The organism is Tessaracoccus pujii (assembly GCF_054483895.1).
On record NZ_CM137012.1, the window covers coordinates 986,991 to 1,004,803 of the forward strand.

Below are 17,813 nucleotides of genomic sequence, written 5' to 3' on the forward strand. Positions count from 1 at the left end.
ACGAGCCGACCCGTCCATCTGCGGCTGGGAGCCAATTCGGTACAGTCGATCACATGCGATCCGCCCCGTTCGTGCCCGTCGGCTTCGAGCCACCGAAGTCCCTCGTGACGAATCAATTCGTGCTCGAGCCGCTCGGGCCTCAGCACAACGAGGCCGACCATGGGGCGTGGACCTCCAGCATCGAGCACATCCGCGCTACGCCCGGTTATCCGAAGGGCGACTGGCCGCCGGTCAATGCCATGTCACTCGCGGCCAACCACGCCGACCTGACCCGCCATGCCGAGGATTTCTCCTCTGGCAAGGGGTTCACCTTCACGGTTCTGGACCCAGCGGACGGGAGCGTTATCGGATGTGTGTATCTCTATCCGGCTGAGGGGGAGGGCGACGTCACCGTGCGGTCGTGGGTGCGCGCCGACCGGTCACATCTCGACCGACCGCTGGCTGACAGGGTCGCGGAGTGGCCCTGGCAACGCCCCGACCGTTGCGGCCGTTGACGGCCCGCTGAGCGTCACCCCGCCTGACCGATCTCCATCGGCCGACTGAGAGACCCAGGGGCGGAAGGAGCCGCCATTCTTGAAATCGGATCTGCCGGTCCCCCTGCGCTAGAATAGTGCGGGTGAGCGATTGAGTGCGGGACGGCGGGCAGCGGGACATCGCTGCGCTGTCGGCCTACTCCGCGGCGAGCGTTCCACCACCACCGAAGGCACGTTCCGGCGGTTCCGATGGGTGGCCGTGCTGATCTCCCTGGCCATCCTCGTGCTTGGCGTGGCACCCGAACTGGCGCGCGCCGCCGGGCTCACACCCCCTCAGCGTAGGGAGCGTCCTGCTGGTTCTTCTGATCGTGCTCGCCCACGACCTGACGGGGGTTTCCTCATGGAGCCGGACCCCGCTCCGGATCCAGCACGCCCCACGGAGCCCGGCGCGTAACCCGGCCACTCCGGAGGGGACATACGGCGTCGGCAGCCCCCGGACGGCTGCTCAGCCTGGCTGGTCGCCCCCCAGGACTTCGATCTCCACGCGGTGACGCCGCTCCCACGTCAACACCGCGCGAACGCCCTCAGGGCCCCGGCGCACGTCCGACAGCAGCACGGCCGCTCCACGGAGCACTGCGACTGCCGCGAAGCCCAGGCCGCCCCTGCCGTCACCTCGTGCCAGCACGGTGGTGCCGTCCGCGAATCGCAGCCGGACCGCGCCGTCGGAGCCGAAGCTCTCTGCGCCGCGCAGAGGGGTGCCGCGGTTCTTGACGCGGGACAGCGCCGCGAACAGGTGGGTGGCGAGCGCCGCACTGTGCTCAGCCGCAGTGGCGTCCAGCGCGGCGGATAAGTCGCGGTCGAACAGGTCGTCGAACGAACCGTGGGGAGGGCGTTCCCGCATGATCCAGTATTACCTCCGGCTCCCCGTCACAAAAGGGTCCGCGCGAAAGGGGTTCACAACGAAACGCCGTCGTGTGAGACTGATTCATGGCCCAAGACCCAGCCGGTCGACAGTCCGGCACCCTCTTCTCCCGTAGAGTTTTCTTCGTAGGCGGCGCCGCGGGAGTCCTGACGCTCTACAGCGTCGGCACGGGGGGAGTGCCCCAGGCAGTGGCCGCCCTCCCAGGTGGGACTCTCGCCCCGAACAAGATCAGGAAGTTCCGGACACCCCTCCTTGTCCCCCCTGCGATGCCGAGGGCGGATACATCCGCGGACATGGACGTCTATCGGATCTCGATGCGGCAATTCAGGCAGCAGATTCTTCCCGAGCCGCTGCCCAACACCACCGTGTGGGGATACGGCCCCACCGACGGCGGCATCTTCCACGCGCCGTCGCTCACCATTGAAGGCGTCGTCGACAAGCCCATCCGCGTCACGTGGGCCAACGAGCTGGTCTCCGCCGACGGGACGCCACTGCCGCACTTACTGCCGGTTGACCCCACCCTGCATTGGGCGAACCCGCCCGGCGGGCCTGAGGGGCGCGACACGGCCCCCGATTTCGACGACAAGACCTACGTACCCACCGGCACCAAGGACGAGGCCGACGCGCTGTCTGAGGACGAGTACACCCGCTACTGGGGCCCAGTGCCGATGGTGACGCACGTGCACGGCGCGGTCGGCGTGCATGAGGAGAGCGATGGGTACCCGGAAGCCTGGTACCTTCCGGCGGAGGTCGCTCCGGAGGGCTACGCAGCCGAGGGCACGTGGTACGAGACCTTCGCGGACGAGGCGAAGCAGCGCTACGGGGCGACGTGGGCCGCGGGGACCGCCGTGTGCCAGTATCCCAACCACAACCGGGCCTCAACGCTGTGGTTCCACGACCACACCTTGGGACTGACGCGCCTGAACGTGTACGCCGGACCTGCAGGGTTCCTGATCCTGCGAGGCGGCGACTCCGGCGAGGACCAGATCACGGTCGGCGGCAGCGGGAATCCGGCGGTACTGCCAGGACCTGCGCCACAGGTGGGCGATTCGCCGGACACCACCTACTACGAGATCCCGTTGGCCATCCAGGACCGCTCTTTCAACGCCGACGGCTCGCTGTTCTACCCCGACGCCCGGGCGTTCTTCGACGGCGTCACCACCGATTTCATTCCTGACGGTGAGATCCCACCTATCTGGAACCCCGAGTTCTTCGGCAACGTGATCATCGTGAACGGGCGCGCCTGGCCGTTCCATACCGTCGAGCAGCGGCGCTACCGGTTGCGGCTGCTCAACGGGTGCCAGTCGCGGTTCCTCATCGCGGACTTCTCTCCCGTCAAGGGCGTCTCCGTGTGGCAGATCGGCAACGAGGGCGGCCTCCTGGCGGCAGCAGTCGACCTGACCGCAGCCCGGAAGAACCAGGTCCTCCTCGGGCCTGCCGAGCGGGCCGACCTCATCGTGGACTTCACCGCGGTCCCGGTAGGGGATTACCCGCTGAACAACGCCGGCCCCGACGCGCCCTTCGGCGCCCCGAAGTTCAAGGCCGCCGACCGCGCCTCGACCGGCCGCATCATGCAGTTCCGCGTCCGCCCCGCAACGTCGACAGACCCGACGACGCCGCCGGCACTGCTGACGCTTCCGGCGGTGCCCCCGGTGCAGGGCGACCCCACCGTCCGACGCCTCGCGCTGCTGGAGGTGATGTCCGACGCGCTGGGCGTGCCGATCGCGGCGATGCTGGGCACACTCCACGAGGGGAACCCTGCTGAGGAGCCCGTCGAGGCCATGCACCACATGTGGGGCGAGGACGAGGTGGCGGTGACGGTCACGGCCGGCACCACCGAGATCTGGGAGTTCTACAACACCACGATGGACGCCCACCCGATGCACGTTCACGAGGTGACGTTCGAGGTGGTCGACCGGCAGGCCATCACCGTGGGCGTGGGGACCGGGATGTCTCCGACGGTCCGGCTCGTCCCGGGAACAGCCCGGCCACCCGAACCGTGGGAGACGGGGCGTAAGGAGACCGTGATCGCCTACCCCGGCGAGGTGACCCGCATCAAGGCCCACTTCGGCGTGGAGGGGCGGTTCGTGTGGCACTGCCACATCGTCGAGCATGAGGACAACGAGATGATGCTGCCGTTCGTCATCGAGCCGGCATGATCACCCGGGGCTGACGCCTGCCCCTGGAGACAGTGCGACCCCCCGCCGGACATCAGTCCGACGGGGGGTCGCGGTCAGGCAGACTCAGAGGGCCCGGATGTTCGCGGCCTGGAGCCCCTTGGGCCCGCGCTCGGTCTCGTACTCGACCTTCTGATTTTCTTCGAGGTTCCGGTGTCCCGAACCAGCGATCGCGCTGAAGTGCGCGAACACATCGGCCGAGCCGTCATCGGGAGCGATGAAGCCGAAGCCCTTGTCTGAGTTGAACCATTTGACAGTGCCAGTGGCCATGACATTTATTCCTTCTTGCCTGGACCACGTGTGTGGCCGCTGGTCAATCTTATGCCATCGGAGGCCCTTTGCGGTATCCGAGCAGTGAAGAGACCTAGAATCGGCGCATGCGGCTCACTCGATGGCTGGGTCATCCCGCCCGTGTCATCCCCGCCGTGTACCTCATCGCGGTGCTAGTGGGCACGGGTTTGCTCCTGCTTCCGGCCGCCACCGCGACGGGAGAATCCGCCCCGTTGATCCATGCCGCATTCACGGCCGTGTCGGCGATCTGCATCACCGGATTGACCACCGTTGACACCGCCGTCTTCTGGAGTCCGTTCGGTCAGGTGCTCATCATGGGCCTCATCCAGGTGGGCGGTTTCGGCATCGTGACCCTGGCCAGCCTGCTCACCCTGGTGGCGACGGGGAGGATCTCGCTGCAGGGCTCCCTGGTGGCAGGTCAGGAGCTGCACGGGGGGGTCGGTTCGGTCCTCCGGGTTCCCAAAATGATCGCGCTGGTCATGCTGACGGCTGAGGCGCTGACCGCCGCCGTCCTCACCTTCTCCTTCCGCCCATACACCGACGGCTGGGCCTCTGCCGTATGGCAGGGCACCTTCCACGCCGTCTCGGCGTTCAACAATGCCGGGTTCGCGCTCTACAGCGACAACCTCATGAGCTTCGTCGGCGATCCGGCCGTCATCGTTCCCATCTGCGTGGCGCTCATCGTGGGCGGCCTGGGCTTCCCGGTGATCCTCGAAGTGGGTCGACGGATCTTCCGGCGCGGGCGCCGCACCACCGGGTGGAGCGTGCACACGCGGCTCACGATCCTCGTCACGGTGTCGCTGCTGGTGCTGGGGGCTGTGGTGTTCGCGCTCGCCGAATGGGACAACCCCCGCACTCTCGGAGGCATGCCCGTCGATGACCGGGCCATGGCCATCCTGGCAGGAGCCGTCTTCCCGCGGACGGCCGGGTTCAACTCGATCGACTACGGGACCGTCAACGAATCCACCCTGGGGCTGTACTACGTCCTGATGTTCATCGGAGGAGGCTCGGCCGGAACCGCGGGTGGGATCAAGGTGGGGACGATCGGCATCATCCTCGCCACCGTCGCGGCTGAGTTGCGCGGTGAGCCACAGGTGGTGGTGGGGAACCGAGCCATTCCCGCGACGGTGCAACGCGCGGCCCTCGCCGTCGTGATGCTCGGTGCGACAGCGGTGGCCCTGGCTACCTTCTTCATCGTCGTCCAGGAGCGCTTCACCCTGCAACAGGTCCTGTTCGAAACCATCTCGGCGTTCGGTACGGTGGGCCTCTCCACAGGCATCACGGCACACCTCACACCGCAGTCGCTCGTCGTCCTCATGGTGCTGATGTACCTCGGCCGCGTGGGCACCGTCTCAGTAGCCGCGGCTCTGGCCATCCGCGCGCGCCACCGTCGTTACGTCCTACCGGAGGAGAACCCCATTGTCGGCTAGAGCAGATCGCAGAATCTCCGACGACACCGTCCTGGTGGTAGGCCTGGGCCTGTTCGGGTCCGCCACTGTCCGGGCGCTCGAGGACATGGACGTACCCGTCATCGCCGTCACGGACGACCACGCGTTGGCGACCCGGTACGCCGATGAGTTCACCCACGTCATCGAGATGGACTCCTCGGACCGGGACGCGCTCGACCAGATCGGGGTCCAGCAACTCCGTAAGGCGGTGGTCGCGCTCAGCAAGGTGGAGCTGTCGATCATGACCGTGCTCGCGCTGTCCGAGGCGGGCGTCCAGGAGATCTGGGCGCGCGCAGCCACCCGCGAGCACGGTGCCATCCTGGAGAGGATCGGCGCCCACCACGTCGTGTACTCCGAGGCCTCGACAGGCCGTCGGGTGGCGCACGCCGTGTCGGGCTTCATGATCGACTACTTCGAGTTCGAGGACGGGTTCGCCATCGCACGCACGCGCGCACCGAAGATGACGCTGCACAAGACGTTGCGGGAGTCCATGGTGCGCACCCACAACCGGATCACGGTGGTGGGGGTCAAGCGGCCCGGACAGGACTTCATCTACGCCATCCCCGAAACCGTCATCGAGGAGGGCGACGAGCTGATCGTCTCGGGCCGCGTCGACCACGTGGACGCGTTCTGCCGGCTCAGGTGAGCGTCAGCTGAGGCCCTCCTCCTCCAGCCAGGTGGCCGCGATGTCGGCGGCGGGGAGCTGTTCGCTCACGCTGCGGGCGTTGAGGGCGATCAGCTCATCGGGGCTCATGGCCGCGCTGACCTCGTCGATGATCGCTGCAGCGTTCTCGTCGACGTCCTCGCTGGCCAGCGGAACCACGTGGGAGGCCAGGAACAGGCCCTCGTTGTCCTCCAGGGAGACCAGGTCGTTCTGGGCGATCGAGGGGTCAGCGGTGTAGATGATGGCCAGCTGGATGTCGCCGTCCTGCAGCGCCTTGACCGTCAGCGGGCCACCGCCATCCTCGATGGGTGTGAAGCCCACCTCGATGCCGTACTTCTCCGCCAGCCCTGACGGACCGTTGGGCCGGGTCTCCGCCTCGGAGTTGGCGCCCAGCGTGAGGGGTGTGGTGACCTTTTCGAGGTCGGCCACCGTCACCAGATCCCACTCGTCCGCAAACGCCCGGGTCACCACATAGGAGTCCTGGTCCGTGGCCTCGGACTGGGCCAGCACGCGGAGGCCATCGGGCACCACGCCCTCGAGCTCGGCGTACACATCCTCGGGCAGCCGCGACGTGGCTCCCGGCTTCCAATACTGCAGCAGCGGGCCGCTGTACTCGGGGAAGAGGTCGATGCTGCCGGCCTCGATCTCGGGCAGGTACGCCTCACGCTGCCCGATGCGCAGCTGGCGCTCCACCTCGTATCCCTCGGCCTCCAACGCCTGGGCGTAGATTTCGGCGATGATCTCGTTGGAGTAGTAGTCCTGCGAGCCGACCACGATAGGGCCGGACTGTTGCGCGGAAGTGGTGGTGGCCGGCGCCGCGGATCCTGTGGCGAGGGGGTCACCCGCGGCGCACGCCGTCAGGGCGAGCACCCCGGCGACGGCGAGCGGTACGAAGCGGGACACTGTGCGATTCATGAGGATTCCTTTTCTGTGGGACTCGGTGAGGGGAAGGTTCGGGGGGAGGCGCCAGCCGGATGGGCCACGCGTGAGGACCAGCGCTGTGCCGCTGCCAGGGCCACCTCCAGTGTGAGGGCGAGAACGATCACGATGAGGGAACCGCCGAGCATCTGCGCGTAGTCGCGGGTCTTGAGTCCGGCGAACAGGTAGCGGCCCAGCCCGAAGTCCGCGGTGTAGGCGGCCAGGGTGGCCGTGGCCACCACCTGCAGGGTGGCCGCCCGCAACCCACCGAGGGCCACTGGGAGCGCCAGCGGCGCCTCCACCTGCATGACGACCTGCATGGGGCTGAAGCCGATGGCGCGCGCCGCCTCTGGGACGGCCGCGTCGATGGCCTGAACCCCGGAGTAGACGCCCGCCAGCAGCGACGGGATGGCCAGCACCACCAACGTGAGCAGCGGCGCCTCGAGACCGATCCCCAACCACAACCCGAACAGCGTGAGGAGGCCGAGGGAGGGGATGGCGCGGGCGGCTCCGGTAACGGCCGCCACCGCGCCGGAACCCCGCCGGGTGTGTCCCACGGCGGCCCCGACAGGGACCGCGATGAGGGCGGCCAGCGCCACCGCGGCCCCCGTGATGAGGAGGTGCTCGGCCACTCGCCGCGGAATGCCGCCGGGGCCTTGCCAGTGGCTGGGATCGCCCAACCATGCCAGGGCATCAGCGACGAGGGTCATCGGCGCACCTCCACGACGGACACGCGCCGGGGGGACTGAGCGACCCATGGCGTGATCATCCGCCCAGCGGCGATCAGCACCGCGTCGAGCAGCAGGGCCAGGACCACGGTGAGCACCACTCCGGTGGTGACCTCCGCGACGATGCCGCGCTGGAACCCATCGGTGAGGAGAGTCCCCAGGCTGGGCACGCCGATCAGGGCGCCGATGGTCACGAGCCCCACGGTCGAGACGGTCACCACACGTACGCCGGCCAGGATGACGGGCGTCGCCAGCGGCAGGTCGACACGCCACAGGATGCTGGAGGGGGAGTGCCCGACGGCGACCGCTGCGTCGCGGACCTGCCGGTCCACGGACCCGAAACCGTCCGCGACACTGCGCACCAGGAGCGCGACCCCGTAGAGGCTCAGCGCCGCGATCATGGTGGCAGGCGAACGCAACGGCGTGCCGAACACCACCGGGATCACGATGAGGAGTGGAAGAGCGGGCACGGCGTACAGCAGGCTTGCGACCGCCAGGAGCGTCCCTCCGGCGCGCGGACGGCGGAAGGCCAGTCTCCCCAGCGGGAGAGCCAGTGCGATACTGATCGCCACGGACGGCACGGTCAGCAGCAGGTGGCCGAGCACCAGCTCAAGGACCTGCGGCCAGTTGTTCGTCGCCCACCTCACGTGATGATCCCGACCGCCTGGCCGCCGGCGTCCACCGCTACGCGTCGGCCCTGGATCTCCTCGATGCGGAGGCTGCGCTGACCCCGGTCCGCCCCGATGAACGTGCGCACGAACAGGTCAGCTGGGTTGGCCATGATCTCGACGGGCGTGCCGCGTTGGGCGACGTCGGCCTGCGGCCGAAGGACCACCACCTCGTCTCCCAGCCGGAACGCCTCGTCGACGTCGTGGGTGACGAACACGATCGTCTTGCCGAGCTCGGCTTGCAGGCGGAGCAGCTCGTCCTGGAGATCACGTCGCACGAGCGGGTCCACGGCGCCGAAGGGCTCGTCCATCAGCAGGATGTTCGGATCCGACGCGAGCGCCCGCGCCACCCCCACGCGTTGCTGTTGGCCACCGGAGAGCTGCGCCGGGTAGCGGCGGGCGAGAGACGCAGCCAGCCCCACCCTCTCCAGGAGCGCCAGAGCACGGGCGTGCGCGTCCCGCCGGCCGGCGCCGTTGAGAATCGGCACGGTGGCCACGTTGTCGGCGACCGTGCGGTGGGGGAGCAGACCGCCGCTCTGCAGCACGTAGCCGATGGAACGACGGAGCTTCACCGGGTCCGCGTCGCGCACGTCCTCGTCGTCGATGAGGACGCTGCCGGAGGTTGGTTCCACCATGCGGTTGACCATGCGCAGGAGAGTGGTCTTCCCACTGCCGGAGGATCCCAGCAGCACCACGGAGCGGTGCGACGGAACTATGAGCGAGAAGCCTCGAACCGCCACGGTGCCGTCCGGGTAGGCCTTGGACACGTTGCGAAACTCGATCACGCCGCCAGCATACGAGCCGCTTTCACCTCGGCACCCGGGTTTCACCACTGGCTGACGGCAGGCAGGCTCGCTGAGGCGCCGACTCCACTAATCTGGGACACACCATGTGGCCCCGGCGCGAGGATGCGGACACGGCGCTCGAGCGGGAGCGCTCTTTCCTCCTGCCCGAGGGAGCCGCACCGCCGCCGCTGGACGCGCTGGGGCCGTCGTCGCCGACCAGGACCCTGCGGCTGCGCGCGGAGCACTTCGACACTCCGGCTCGAGATCTTGCCCACTCAGGCATCACCCTGATGCGTCGCACCGGCGGCGAGGATGACGGCTGGCACCTCACGACGCCCGGCGCTGACGGTGCTCGGCTGGAGCATCACCTGCCGATAGGCTCCCCACGCCGCGTGCCGTCGTCGCTGCGTGCCACCGTTGCCGACGTGGTGGGCGATCATCCCCTCCTCCCCGTGCTCCGCCTGCGGACCCGGCGCCGCGTGACCTCACTGTTCGGCGCGGGCGGGCGGGTCCGGCTGGGATTGGTGGTCGAGGAGGTCAGTGCCAGATTACTGGGGGAGCCGACCAGCCGCGCGCGGCAGTGGCGCGAGGTCGAGATCGAACTGGCCTCCGGCGAGCCGGCGAGCACCCTCGACGATGCCGAGGGGCTGATGCTGGCCGCCGGATTGCTCCCCGCCGCCCACGGGTCGATGGCCCAGCGCGCCTTCGACCCGGATTCCCGCGGAGGCCAGAGCAGGAGGACCGCCTTCGACGCCCTCCTGGCGGCGCTCTGCCGCGAATACGGCGCATTTCAGGCCCTTGAGAGCGCCATCGCCTCGGATGAGCCGGATGCGGTCCATCAGGGCCGCGCGGCCCTGCGGAGGATCCGCAGCCTCCTGACCGTCTTCGCTCCCACAATCGAGTCGCGACAGATGCCCGCGCTCATGAGCGAGCTGAAGTGGGCTGGAGCCCTGCTCGGCGTCCCACGGGACCTCGAGGTACTTCGTGCCCTCGTTGACGACCTTGTTGCGGGGACGGGCATCGCCGAGGAGTCCGTCGGCCCACTCCGCACAGCCCTCGAGCATCGTCACGATGACGCCCGGGCGGACCTTCTCGCGGCAATGTCCACGCCACGCTGGGACGCCCTGCACGAGCGGTTGGTGGCTCTCCTGCTCACCGCGGGGGCCGGTCGGGTCGGTCGGCGACCTGCGGCGACAGAACTGCGTCGACTCGGGCTCCGCGCCGAAGCCCGTGTGGAGCGACGCCGCCGCCGCGCTTCCCTCGACCCGTCGGATCCGACGCTGTGGCACTCCGTCCGCAAGGCGGCGAAGGCGGCGCGGTACGCGCACGACCTGGTGGCCGACCTGCCCCATGCCCGCCCCGCGGACCGTGAGGCAGCGGAGTTCTGGAAGACCGTGACCGCCGCGTTCGGGCGCGTTCAGGACCTCGTCCTCGCCGCGCAGACGCTGAGTCAGGTGTCGGCGGAGATCCCGCCCGCCCTGACTGCGCTCGTCGCGGAACGCACCGAGGAGCGGCGTGCGGCCGCCGTGGCCACCCTGGGGTAGGTGATCCTGCCGTCGGGCAGGGAGCATTGGCGCTCCATCACCGATCAGGTGGGTGCGAGCGCCGCCGCCACGGCCTCGTCGACGGTGCGGTGCCGGAAGGAGAAGCCGGACGCCTCCAGCACGCGTGGCCGGACGTCGGCGTCGGAGGTCAGGAGCGAATCGGCTGCGTCGCGCCCCAGGAGGAGTCTCAAGGCGAATTCGGGGGCGGGCAGCCAGAAGGGCCGTCTGAGCGTCCGGGCCACGGCGCGGCCCAGATCCGACGCCGTGGCAGGGGTGGGGCCCGTGAGGTTCACGGGTCCGTCGATGTCGGAGTCGATGACGTGCCGGATGGCGCGGACCTCGTCGTCGAGGGAGATCCACGGCCAGACCTGCGTCCCGCGCCCGATCGGGCCACCCAGCCCGAACTTCGTGAGCAGGATCAGGGGTTTGAGTACCGCATCGGGGTGCACGAGCGGGGCAGTCCGCACCGCCGCGACCCTCGCGCCCCCGGCACCCTGCCTCGCCTCCGCCTCCCACGCGACGCAGAGCCGGGCCAGGAACGTGTCGCCGGCCGGCGACGACTCGTCGAGTACCCGGCCCGGCGCAGAGCCGTAGTAGCCGACGGCGGAGGCCGAGACCAGAGCCGGAGCGTCCGGCCCCAGGGCGCGCACCGCCGTGGCCGCCACCCTCGTCGGCACCAGACGCGACTGCCACAGGGTCTGGCGGTAGCTGGGGGTCCACGGCAGACGCCCGATGCTCGCCCCGTTGAGCACCACGACCGCGCGTGCTCCCTCGAGCACCCGCGGATCGAGCGCGTCCGAGGTCAACCACTGCGCCTCGTCCGGTGTGCGGGGAGGGTGCCGCACCAGCGTGGTGACGGGGATCCCTTCGGCCCTCAGGTCCTGGACCAACGTCCTGCCGATGAGCCCCGAGGCCCCGGCCACGACCACTCTCTGGCCGGTCATGCGCGCGTCCCATGTCGATTCCTCATGCCACCGACCATGCCACTTTTTACGATCATATGGTTGTCAAACGGCTCGGCCCGTGGCAGTGTGGAGGCAAGACAGAGCGGTTCAACCCACGTGCCGACTCCGACTCACTGCAAAGGCGAGTTGATCATGGCACGTGTCAGCAACCCCGTCCCCGCACCCTTCACCGATCGCGACGAGCGCGCTTTGGACCTGCTTCAGCGGCTCAGTTCGGCACGCAGCCCGCGCGTCCGGCAACGCCTCTTCGACGAGGTGGTGGTCCTGCACCTGGACCTCTGCGAGTCCCTGGCCAGGCGCTACGCCAACCGGGGCATCGACCTGGACGATCTTGTCCAGGTCGCGCGCGTCGGCCTGGTCTGCGCGGTTCAACGATTCCGCCAGGAGGCGGGAAACTTCGTCCCCTTCGCCGTGGCCACCATCACGGGCGAGATCAAGCGTCACTTCCGCTCCGGGTGGATGATCCGGCCCCCTCGTCGGCTCCAGGAGCTCAAGCCGGATGACGACGGGCCCCGCTCGGCCGAGCGTGAAGGCCTGGCCCTCGCCTTCCGGCCCCTGTCGCTGGACGCGGCGTCGCCCACGGGCGAGGCCCCCGCGGCCCTCCAGCTGCCGGCGGAGGATCCTGACCTTGAGCTCCTGCCGGACCTGGTCACGCTGCATTCGGCCATGCGGCGCCTCGGTCCCCTGGAGCGGCGCGTCCTGCACCTGCGGTTCGTCGAGGACCTCGCCCAGGCCGACATCGGGCGCAGGCTCGGGGTGAGCCAGATGCAGGTCTCCCGCATCCTGAGCCGCGTGTTGGCCGACCTTCGTCAGGAGATGGGGTCTGAGGCGGCGTGACGAGTCACCGCCGGTTCTCCGAGTCGCCGTAGCGCCGCCCTTCGGGGCGCCTGCGCGTGATCAGCATCGGCAGGCCCCACCAGAGCACGAGGCACACGGAGGACGCGACGGTTGCCGCCACGACGCCTGGGACCGGTCCCGCGACGAATCCGAAGACGAGTGCGGCCACCAGGACCGTCGTGACTGCCAGGAGCGTGAGCCCGATCCTGGTGAGCACGTCCGACGTGTCCACAAGCACGTCCTTCTGATGGCTGCGAAAGAGCGCGCGGTGCATCGCCACGGGTGCCAGCACGCAGAACGTGGACAGGGTGGCGGTGACAACAGCCGTGAGGAACACCAGCGTCAGCCCCGGTCCCAGGTCTGCGAAGCGTGATTGGAACGGCAGGATCAGCAGGAAACCACCGAGGAGCTGGATGCCTGTCTGGGTGACCCTGAGCTCCTGAAGGAGCTCGCTCCACTGGCGGTCCAGCCGCTCCCCGGGTGCTTCGTCTCGATCGTTGTCCTCCGGGACGTCCCTGACCATCAAATCCCCTCCTCCATCGGCACCTACCCAGGTCCTGTTTGAAAGCCTCGCAACTGGGTACGTGGAGGATAAGACACCACTCGCACCGGCGGGTGGAGCCGTTTCGAAACCGAGGAGGAATCATGGGAATCGAAGAGAGCATGCGCAGGGCCGGAGACGAAGTGGGCGGACGCGCCAAGGAGGCGTGGGGAGATCTCACGGACAACGAGCGCCTCGAGGCTGAGGGCAGGGCCCAGCACACGGGCGCTGACCGTCACGTCACCGAGAACCGCTTCGGCGACGACCGCGTCGAGGGCGACCGGCTCGACGACACTCGTGTGGACCATCTGAACGACGATGTGGCCTACGATCCGCGCGCCACCACGGGCGACGACGGCACCCTCCGCGACGCCCTGCGGGATGACATGGGTCAGGATCAGGTCCGAGACGTTCACACCGACGTCCCTGGTACCCCTGGTGACGACGGCACGCTGCGGGACTCGCTGCGCGACGACATGGGCCAGGGGCTCCACTCCAACGACGACCCGATCACGGGCGACCTCCGCGACGACCCGCGTCGCGACCATATCTGACACCTCACCCCAGAGAAGGAGAACACCATGGGTACCATCTTGTGGATCATCGCAGCAGTGCTGGTCATCGCCGGCATCCTCGCCATCGTCAGGAGCCAGCTGGTGTGGGGAATCGTCCTCATCATCCTGGGTCTTCTCGTGGGCCCTGGCGGAGTGAGCCTCTTCACCTGAGTCCGTGAACGGCCTGTGCGCTTGACTGATCGGCATCACGCGGTCAGAAAACGGGCGCCATGACCGACGACAGATCGGCGCCTTCCCTCGGCCTGAGGGAAGGCGCCGATCTGTGTGACGACAGGGCCCACTCCTGTCCACGCGCTCGGCTCAGACGAAGATTACCTGAGCGCCCTCGGCCAACTCGATGAAGTCGGAGGCGCTGATGACGTCCTCGACGCCCTCGTAGAGGTCCGCCCGGGTCAGCCGGTTCATGTCGAAGCTGAGCTTGCAGCCCCATAGGTGCCCGCCGGAGGCGACGATGATGTCGAGCATCTCGCGCACGCCCGGGATCTCCAGGTCGTCGAGCTGCTTCCTCATCATCTTCGTGGCCATCTTCGTCATGCCCGGGATGGCGCCCATGCCTGCCCAGAGGGGCATCGAGGGGGCCATCGGCAGGTGCATCGCGGTGTTGCCGAGCATGGTGAACTTCAGGTCGTCCATCGTCCGCTCGGTCACCAGGTCGAAGCCCCAGAAGGTGAAGAAGATGTGTGTCTCGATACCCTCACCGAGAGCTGCGTTGGCCATGATGAGTGCCGGATAGGCCATGTCGAGGTTGCCCTTGGAGGCAACGAAGCAGATCTTGCGGGGCGCGGCCTCGCCAGAGGGCGGGGCTACGAAGTCCGCCGGCTTGGCCGCGGTGGGCCGCGCGGGGGAGCTGCTGGACGTCGGGGTGGCGGCCGGGCGGGCGCTGCCACCGAAGTCGGGGATGATCGGGGTGTCAGTGGTGTCTGTCATGGTCAGTGTCCTTCTTAGACGCAGCCCTTGGGCTTGGGCAGCCCGGCGATGTAGGCCATCTTCTTGGCGGGTTTGCCGGGGAACAGGGTGAACAGCTGCTTCATGTCGAAGCCGCCGACGCTGGAGACGCGACGGAGGGTGGCGGTCTCCTTGCGGGCCGGGTAGTCGGCGCGCAGGAAACGAAGCACCTTCCAGTGTTCCTCGGTCAGGTCCCCGACGCCGGCGTAGCCGGCCAGGGTGGGGGCGATTTCCTCGTCCCATTGGTTGTACTCGGTGAGGAAGCCCTCGTCGTTGACGTCGACGGCTCGGCCAGCGATGCGGGTGGTGGGCACTGCGTTCTCCTTAGAATTTGGGGACGATCGGATCGGGAAGCACCGACGCTGGGTCGGTTGTTGAGTCAACGCCCTTGGCGGGGACATATTCCGGCACGGGCGCGGAGTCCCGGGCGGGTGCAGCGGCCCGCGGAGGTTTCACCGCGGGGCGGGCGCCCTTGGCCGGCCGGGCTGAGGGTTTCGGTGCCTTGCGCGGAGTTCGAGCGGTGGGCGCGGCGTGGGTTCGCTTGCCGAGCAGCCCCAGGACGAGGTCCTTGTTGGACGTGCCGGACGCGTCGCCCTCCACCCGCTTGCCCAGGAGATGCATGTCCGTGGTGAAGGGAAGCGGCCGCCCGCGGAGCAGGAACTCCCAGTAGATGAAGCGGAAGGCCAGTTTGGCGAGATGGTTGCTGCGGGACTCGCCGAGCAGCTTCATCGGGCCCACGGTTGGCAGCGGGAAGTTGCCGGTGTAGGGCTGGGTGCCGTAGTTGAAGTCCAGCAGCATGCCCTTACCGTGGCCGGTCTCGATGAAGCAGTTGGCGTGACCGTCGAAGTGGTGCGGCAGTTCCTCGCCGGCGAGGTAGTGGGGCCAGTTCTCCATGAACACATCGACAGAGAAGTGCGCCACCGAGCCGGCCTTGGACGTCTGCAGGGTGCCGCCGTCGCCCAGGACGAAGATGTCAGGGTGCTCGAGGGACCGCATGGTCTTCTGGTCACACGGGACCAGGTTCATGTCGTCACCCAGCCCGGAGCGGGCCACGTATTCAGCGCCGAAGTTGAGCGGGATGGACACCAGCAGGTCGTAGGGGACCCGGCGGTCGTCGTAGGACACCAGTTCCTTGGCCTCGGTGTCCACGCGTTCGACGGCGAAGTCCGCCTCCAGCTTGATGTCGCGGTCCTTGAACATGGTGCCGAGTTCCCGCGAGGCGATGGGCTTGGTGAAGGCTCCGTCGAGGGGGGTGACGTAGACGATCTCCACCTTCTGGCGGGCGTTGCGCTCCCGGAAGTACGCGTCGGCCAGGAAGGTGAACTCCAGCGGCGCCACCGGGCACTTGATCGGCATGTCCGTCAGATGGACGACCAGCCGTCCGCCGCGGAACTCCTTGATGGCCTCGGTGAGAGCCAGTGAGCGCGGCAGGTCGTAGAAGTGGTGGACGTCCTCGGCATCCGCGCCGGGCGTCAGGTCCGGGCGCGGCTCCACCCCCGTCGCGATGACCAGGGTGTCGTACTCCAGTTCCCGGCCGTCGGCGAGGTGCACGCGCTTGGCGGGGGCGTCGACCCTGTCGATCTCCGCCAGCACCAACTCCACACCGTCGGGGATGAAGTGGTGACGCGAGCGCACGATCTTGCTCTCGTCGTAGATGCCGAACGGCAGGAACAGGTAGCCGGGCTGGTAATGGTGGTCGTCGTCGCGGTCGACGACGGTGATCTCGAGCTCCGCCGGCGGGTACGCCGACCGCAGCTTGTTGGCGACCATCGTGCCGGCGGTGCCGCCGCCCAAGATGACAAGTCTCCTCATTGAGGCTCCTCCGAAGAAGTGGTGTTACCCATAGCCTATACGGGTCGGGGTATACGTCGGGCAGGGACCCCCGATAACTACGACGGAGCGTCGTAGTTCACGCGGGACTAGTCTGGGCTGCATGGGTGGCTGCTACGTGTCAGCGTTGGACATGTTCTCGATCGGCATCGGTCCGTCGTCGTCGCACACCGTCGGTCCCATGCGGGCGGGCGCGGATTTCGCTGCGCGCCTCGCATCCCGGCCAGGCCCCGTGGCCCGCCTGGAGATCGTGCTCTTCGGGTCTCTGGGGGCCACCGGCATCGGCCACGGCACCCCGGACGCCTTGGTGGCGGGTCTGCAGGGGATGCGGCCCGAGACGTGCGAACCGGAGGCCGTGAGGGGGGCGTGGGCGCGGCACCCCGACGGTGAGCCGATCGACCTCCCCGGCACCGGCCGGGTGGCGTTCACCCGTGACGACGTCCGCTTCGCGCCACTCACGCGCAAGCCTGCCCATCCCAATGCTGTCACCCTGCGTGCCCTCGGCGACGCCGGAACACAGGTACTGGAGGAGACCTACTACTCAGTGGGCGGAGGATTCATCCGCCGGGAAGGCGACGACGACGACCGCACGGGGCCCGGCCAGGGGGGAGTGGCGTTCGAGACCTCGGCGGAACTCATGCGGGTGTGCGCGGAGCGTGGGCGAAGCGTCGCCGACGTGGCGCGCTCCTGCGAGCAGTCGATCAGGTCCGACACCGCCACCGACGCAGGACTCGACGCCATCTGGGACGCCATGATGGGCAGCATCGACGCGGGCCTCGGCGCCCGAGGAACCCTGCCGGGACCGCTGCGGGTGCCGCGCCGTGCCGCCGGCGTCATGGAGCAGCTCCAGGCCGAGGAGCAGGGCAGGCAGCGTGGGGCCGAATGGCTGCAGGTCTACGCGTTGGCCGTCAACGAGGCCAACGCCTCCGGCGAGCGCGTGGTCACCGCCCCCACCAACGGAGCCGCCGGCATCATCCCCGCCGTCGTCCACTACTTCCTCGACTCCCATCCGGCGGCCGGGGCTGCTCAGGTCCGCGACTTCCTGCTCACCGCCACGGCCATCGGCAGCCTGATCAAGGCCAACGCGTCCATCTCGGGCGCGGAGGGAGGGTGCCAGGCCGAGGTGGGTTCGGCCTGCGCCATGGCCGCCGCCGGCCTGTGCGCCGTCCTGGGCGGCACACCGGCGCAGGTGGAGAACGCGGCCGAGATCGCGATGGAGCATCATCTCGGCCTCACCTGCGACCCCATCGGCGGTCTGGTCCAGGTGCCCTGCATCGAGCGCAACGCCATCGCAGCCAGCACCGCGGTCACCGCGGCGAGGCTAGCGCTGCACGGGGACGGACGTCACATCGTCTCCCTGGACGCCGTCATCGCCACCATGCGGCAGACCGGCCTGGACATGCACAGCAAGTACAAGGAGACCAGCACCGGCGGCCTCGCGGTCAACGTCGTCGAGTGCTAGCGCGGCGCGGGGGACCCCGGTAGCGTGTCAGCAGGAGGTC

Annotated in this window: 20 protein-coding genes; 9 read left to right on the forward strand and 11 right to left on the reverse strand. The window is 68.6% G+C overall.

Annotation, left to right across the window (positions count from 1 at the left end; genetic code table 11):
• Window positions 1–53: 53 nt before the first annotated feature.
• The gene (locus ACX1D0_RS04755; RefSeq protein ID WP_459019743.1) at window positions 54–494 is read left to right on the forward strand and encodes a GNAT family N-acetyltransferase; all 441 of its coding nucleotides are present in this window, start codon (window positions 54–56) and stop codon (window positions 492–494) included.
• Window positions 495–978: 484 nt separating this feature from the next.
• On the opposite strand, the gene ACX1D0_RS04760 is transcribed toward ACX1D0_RS04755, so the two are convergent.
• The gene (locus tag ACX1D0_RS04760) at window positions 979–1,374 is read right to left on the reverse strand and encodes a hypothetical protein (protein WP_459019744.1); all 396 of its coding nucleotides are present in this window, start codon (window positions 1,372–1,374) and stop codon (window positions 979–981) included.
• Window positions 1,375–1,688: 314 nt separating this feature from the next.
• Here ACX1D0_RS04760 and ACX1D0_RS04765 point away from each other — a divergent pair, with 314 nt between their 5' ends.
• Window positions 1,689–3,554: a multicopper oxidase family protein gene (locus tag ACX1D0_RS04765; protein ID WP_459019745.1), complete on the forward strand. Its 1,866-nt coding sequence runs from the start codon at window positions 1,689–1,691 to the stop codon at window positions 3,552–3,554.
• An 84-nt stretch (window positions 3,555–3,638) separates the two neighbouring features.
• Here the strand turns inward: ACX1D0_RS04765 and ACX1D0_RS04770 are convergent, their stop codons facing one another.
• Window positions 3,639–3,842 (reverse strand): cold-shock protein, encoded by a 204-nt coding sequence (locus ACX1D0_RS04770; RefSeq protein ID WP_459019746.1) that lies wholly within the window; start codon window positions 3,840–3,842, stop codon window positions 3,639–3,641.
• A gap of 107 nt (window positions 3,843–3,949) precedes the next feature.
• On the opposite strand from ACX1D0_RS04770, the gene ACX1D0_RS04775 reads away from it, so the two are divergent.
• Window positions 3,950–5,293, forward strand: coding sequence for a TrkH family potassium uptake protein (locus ACX1D0_RS04775; RefSeq protein WP_459019747.1), 1,344 nt, complete (start codon window positions 3,950–3,952; stop codon window positions 5,291–5,293).
• Entirely contained in the window at window positions 5,283–5,957 is a 675-nt protein-coding gene (locus ACX1D0_RS04780) for a potassium channel family protein (RefSeq protein ID WP_459019748.1), read from the forward strand. The genes ACX1D0_RS04775 and ACX1D0_RS04780 overlap by 11 nt, the downstream gene beginning before the upstream one ends.
• 3 nt (window positions 5,958–5,960) lie before the next feature.
• Here the strand turns inward: ACX1D0_RS04780 and ACX1D0_RS04785 are convergent, their stop codons facing one another.
• Genes ACX1D0_RS04785 through ACX1D0_RS04800 form a run of 4 tightly spaced genes read right to left on the reverse strand, consistent with a single transcriptional unit; the run spans window position 5,961 to window position 9,074 of the window.
• Window positions 5,961–6,890 carry an ABC transporter substrate-binding protein gene (locus ACX1D0_RS04785; protein WP_459019749.1) on the reverse strand — a complete coding sequence of 310 codons (930 nt, stop codon included), beginning with the start codon at window positions 6,888–6,890 and terminating at the stop codon, window positions 5,961–5,963.
• On the reverse strand, window positions 6,887–7,603 hold the full coding sequence (locus ACX1D0_RS04790) for an ABC transporter permease (protein ID WP_459019750.1): 717 nt from the start codon (window positions 7,601–7,603) through the stop codon (window positions 6,887–6,889). The genes ACX1D0_RS04785 and ACX1D0_RS04790 overlap by 4 nt, the downstream gene beginning before the upstream one ends.
• Window positions 7,600–8,268 carry an ABC transporter permease gene (locus ACX1D0_RS04795; RefSeq protein WP_459019751.1) on the reverse strand — a complete coding sequence of 223 codons (669 nt, stop codon included), beginning with the start codon at window positions 8,266–8,268 and terminating at the stop codon, window positions 7,600–7,602. Before ACX1D0_RS04795 ends, ACX1D0_RS04790 begins: the two co-directional genes overlap by 4 nt.
• Window positions 8,265–9,074: an ABC transporter ATP-binding protein gene (locus tag ACX1D0_RS04800; protein WP_459019752.1), complete on the reverse strand. Its 810-nt coding sequence runs from the start codon at window positions 9,072–9,074 to the stop codon at window positions 8,265–8,267. Before ACX1D0_RS04800 ends, ACX1D0_RS04795 begins: the two co-directional genes overlap by 4 nt.
• A gap of 104 nt (window positions 9,075–9,178) precedes the next feature.
• On the opposite strand from ACX1D0_RS04800, the gene ACX1D0_RS04805 reads away from it, so the two are divergent.
• Entirely contained in the window at window positions 9,179–10,618 is a 1,440-nt protein-coding gene (locus ACX1D0_RS04805) for a CYTH and CHAD domain-containing protein (protein WP_459019753.1), read from the forward strand.
• Window positions 10,619–10,662: 44 nt separating this feature from the next.
• On the opposite strand, the gene ACX1D0_RS04810 is transcribed toward ACX1D0_RS04805, so the two are convergent.
• Window positions 10,663–11,562 carry a TIGR01777 family oxidoreductase gene (locus ACX1D0_RS04810; RefSeq protein WP_459019754.1) on the reverse strand — a complete coding sequence of 300 codons (900 nt, stop codon included), beginning with the start codon at window positions 11,560–11,562 and terminating at the stop codon, window positions 10,663–10,665.
• A 153-nt stretch (window positions 11,563–11,715) separates the two neighbouring features.
• Here ACX1D0_RS04810 and ACX1D0_RS04815 point away from each other — a divergent pair, with 153 nt between their 5' ends.
• A complete protein-coding gene (locus ACX1D0_RS04815; RefSeq protein WP_459019755.1) occupies window positions 11,716–12,420 on the forward strand; it encodes a sigma-70 family RNA polymerase sigma factor in 705 nt (234 codons plus the stop codon).
• A gap of 4 nt (window positions 12,421–12,424) precedes the next feature.
• Here ACX1D0_RS04815 and ACX1D0_RS04820 read toward each other — a convergent pair whose 3' ends face one another.
• Window positions 12,425–12,943 carry a DUF6328 family protein gene (locus tag ACX1D0_RS04820; RefSeq protein ID WP_459019756.1) on the reverse strand — a complete coding sequence of 173 codons (519 nt, stop codon included), beginning with the start codon at window positions 12,941–12,943 and terminating at the stop codon, window positions 12,425–12,427.
• A 122-nt stretch (window positions 12,944–13,065) separates the two neighbouring features.
• Between ACX1D0_RS04820 and ACX1D0_RS04825 the strand changes: the two genes are divergently transcribed.
• Together ACX1D0_RS04825 and ACX1D0_RS04830 are read left to right on the forward strand one after the other, a co-directional pair.
• Window positions 13,066–13,515, forward strand: coding sequence for a CsbD family protein (locus tag ACX1D0_RS04825; RefSeq protein ID WP_459019757.1), 450 nt, complete (start codon window positions 13,066–13,068; stop codon window positions 13,513–13,515).
• A 27-nt stretch (window positions 13,516–13,542) separates the two neighbouring features.
• Window positions 13,543–13,686: a GPGG-motif small membrane protein gene (locus ACX1D0_RS04830; protein ID WP_182799952.1), complete on the forward strand. Its 144-nt coding sequence runs from the start codon at window positions 13,543–13,545 to the stop codon at window positions 13,684–13,686.
• 150 nt (window positions 13,687–13,836) lie between these two features.
• On the opposite strand, the gene ACX1D0_RS04835 is transcribed toward ACX1D0_RS04830, so the two are convergent.
• Genes ACX1D0_RS04835 through sqr form a run of 3 tightly spaced genes read right to left on the reverse strand, consistent with a single transcriptional unit; the run spans window position 13,837 to window position 16,293 of the window.
• Window positions 13,837–14,463, reverse strand: coding sequence for a DsrE/DsrF/DrsH-like family protein (locus tag ACX1D0_RS04835; protein ID WP_459019758.1), 627 nt, complete (start codon window positions 14,461–14,463; stop codon window positions 13,837–13,839).
• Between the two features lie 14 nt (window positions 14,464–14,477).
• Window positions 14,478–14,795: a TusE/DsrC/DsvC family sulfur relay protein gene (locus ACX1D0_RS04840; RefSeq protein WP_459019759.1), complete on the reverse strand. Its 318-nt coding sequence runs from the start codon at window positions 14,793–14,795 to the stop codon at window positions 14,478–14,480.
• Between the two features lie 10 nt (window positions 14,796–14,805).
• Window positions 14,806–16,293, reverse strand: a complete 1,488-nt coding sequence (gene sqr, locus ACX1D0_RS04845) for a type III sulfide quinone reductase, selenoprotein subtype (protein WP_459019760.1) — start codon at window positions 16,291–16,293, stop codon at window positions 14,806–14,808.
• Between the two features lie 121 nt (window positions 16,294–16,414).
• Between sqr and ACX1D0_RS04850 the strand changes: the two genes are divergently transcribed.
• Window positions 16,415–17,773: an L-serine ammonia-lyase gene (locus ACX1D0_RS04850; protein WP_459019761.1), complete on the forward strand. Its 1,359-nt coding sequence runs from the start codon at window positions 16,415–16,417 to the stop codon at window positions 17,771–17,773.
• The last annotated feature ends 40 nt before the right edge of the window (window positions 17,774–17,813 follow it).

What these genes read in the sequence shown, in the direction of transcription:
- ACX1D0_RS04770 (WP_459019746.1), bottom strand. Translation starts at nt 3,842, where the DNA reads ATGGCCACTGGCACTGTCAAATGGTTCAACTCAGACAAGGGCTTCGGC.
- ACX1D0_RS04790 (WP_459019750.1), bottom strand. Translation starts at nt 7,603, where the DNA reads ATGACCCTCGTCGCTGATGCCCTGGCATGGTTGGGCGATCCCAGCCAC.
- ACX1D0_RS04785 (WP_459019749.1), bottom strand. Translation starts at nt 6,890, where the DNA reads ATGAATCGCACAGTGTCCCGCTTCGTACCGCTCGCCGTCGCCGGGGTG.
- ACX1D0_RS04830 (WP_182799952.1), top strand. Translation starts at nt 13,543, where the DNA reads ATGGGTACCATCTTGTGGATCATCGCAGCAGTGCTGGTCATCGCCGGC.
- sqr (WP_459019760.1), bottom strand. Translation starts at nt 16,293, where the DNA reads ATGAGGAGACTTGTCATCTTGGGCGGCGGCACCGCCGGCACGATGGTC.
- ACX1D0_RS04835 (WP_459019758.1), bottom strand. Translation starts at nt 14,463, where the DNA reads ATGACAGACACCACTGACACCCCGATCATCCCCGACTTCGGTGGCAGC.
- ACX1D0_RS04810 (WP_459019754.1), bottom strand. Translation starts at nt 11,562, where the DNA reads ATGACCGGCCAGAGAGTGGTCGTGGCCGGGGCCTCGGGGCTCATCGGC.
- ACX1D0_RS04805 (WP_459019753.1), top strand. Translation starts at nt 9,179, where the DNA reads ATGTGGCCCCGGCGCGAGGATGCGGACACGGCGCTCGAGCGGGAGCGC.
- ACX1D0_RS04825 (WP_459019757.1), top strand. Translation starts at nt 13,066, where the DNA reads ATGGGAATCGAAGAGAGCATGCGCAGGGCCGGAGACGAAGTGGGCGGA.
- ACX1D0_RS04775 (WP_459019747.1), top strand. Translation starts at nt 3,950, where the DNA reads ATGCGGCTCACTCGATGGCTGGGTCATCCCGCCCGTGTCATCCCCGCC.
- ACX1D0_RS04765 (WP_459019745.1), top strand. Translation starts at nt 1,689, where the DNA reads ATGGACGTCTATCGGATCTCGATGCGGCAATTCAGGCAGCAGATTCTT.
- ACX1D0_RS04755 (WP_459019743.1), top strand. Translation starts at nt 54, where the DNA reads ATGCGATCCGCCCCGTTCGTGCCCGTCGGCTTCGAGCCACCGAAGTCC.
- ACX1D0_RS04820 (WP_459019756.1), bottom strand. Translation starts at nt 12,943, where the DNA reads ATGGTCAGGGACGTCCCGGAGGACAACGATCGAGACGAAGCACCCGGG.
- ACX1D0_RS04850 (WP_459019761.1), top strand. Translation starts at nt 16,415, where the DNA reads ATGGGTGGCTGCTACGTGTCAGCGTTGGACATGTTCTCGATCGGCATC.
- ACX1D0_RS04815 (WP_459019755.1), top strand. Translation starts at nt 11,716, where the DNA reads ATGGCACGTGTCAGCAACCCCGTCCCCGCACCCTTCACCGATCGCGAC.
- ACX1D0_RS04760 (WP_459019744.1), bottom strand. Translation starts at nt 1,374, where the DNA reads ATGCGGGAACGCCCTCCCCACGGTTCGTTCGACGACCTGTTCGACCGC.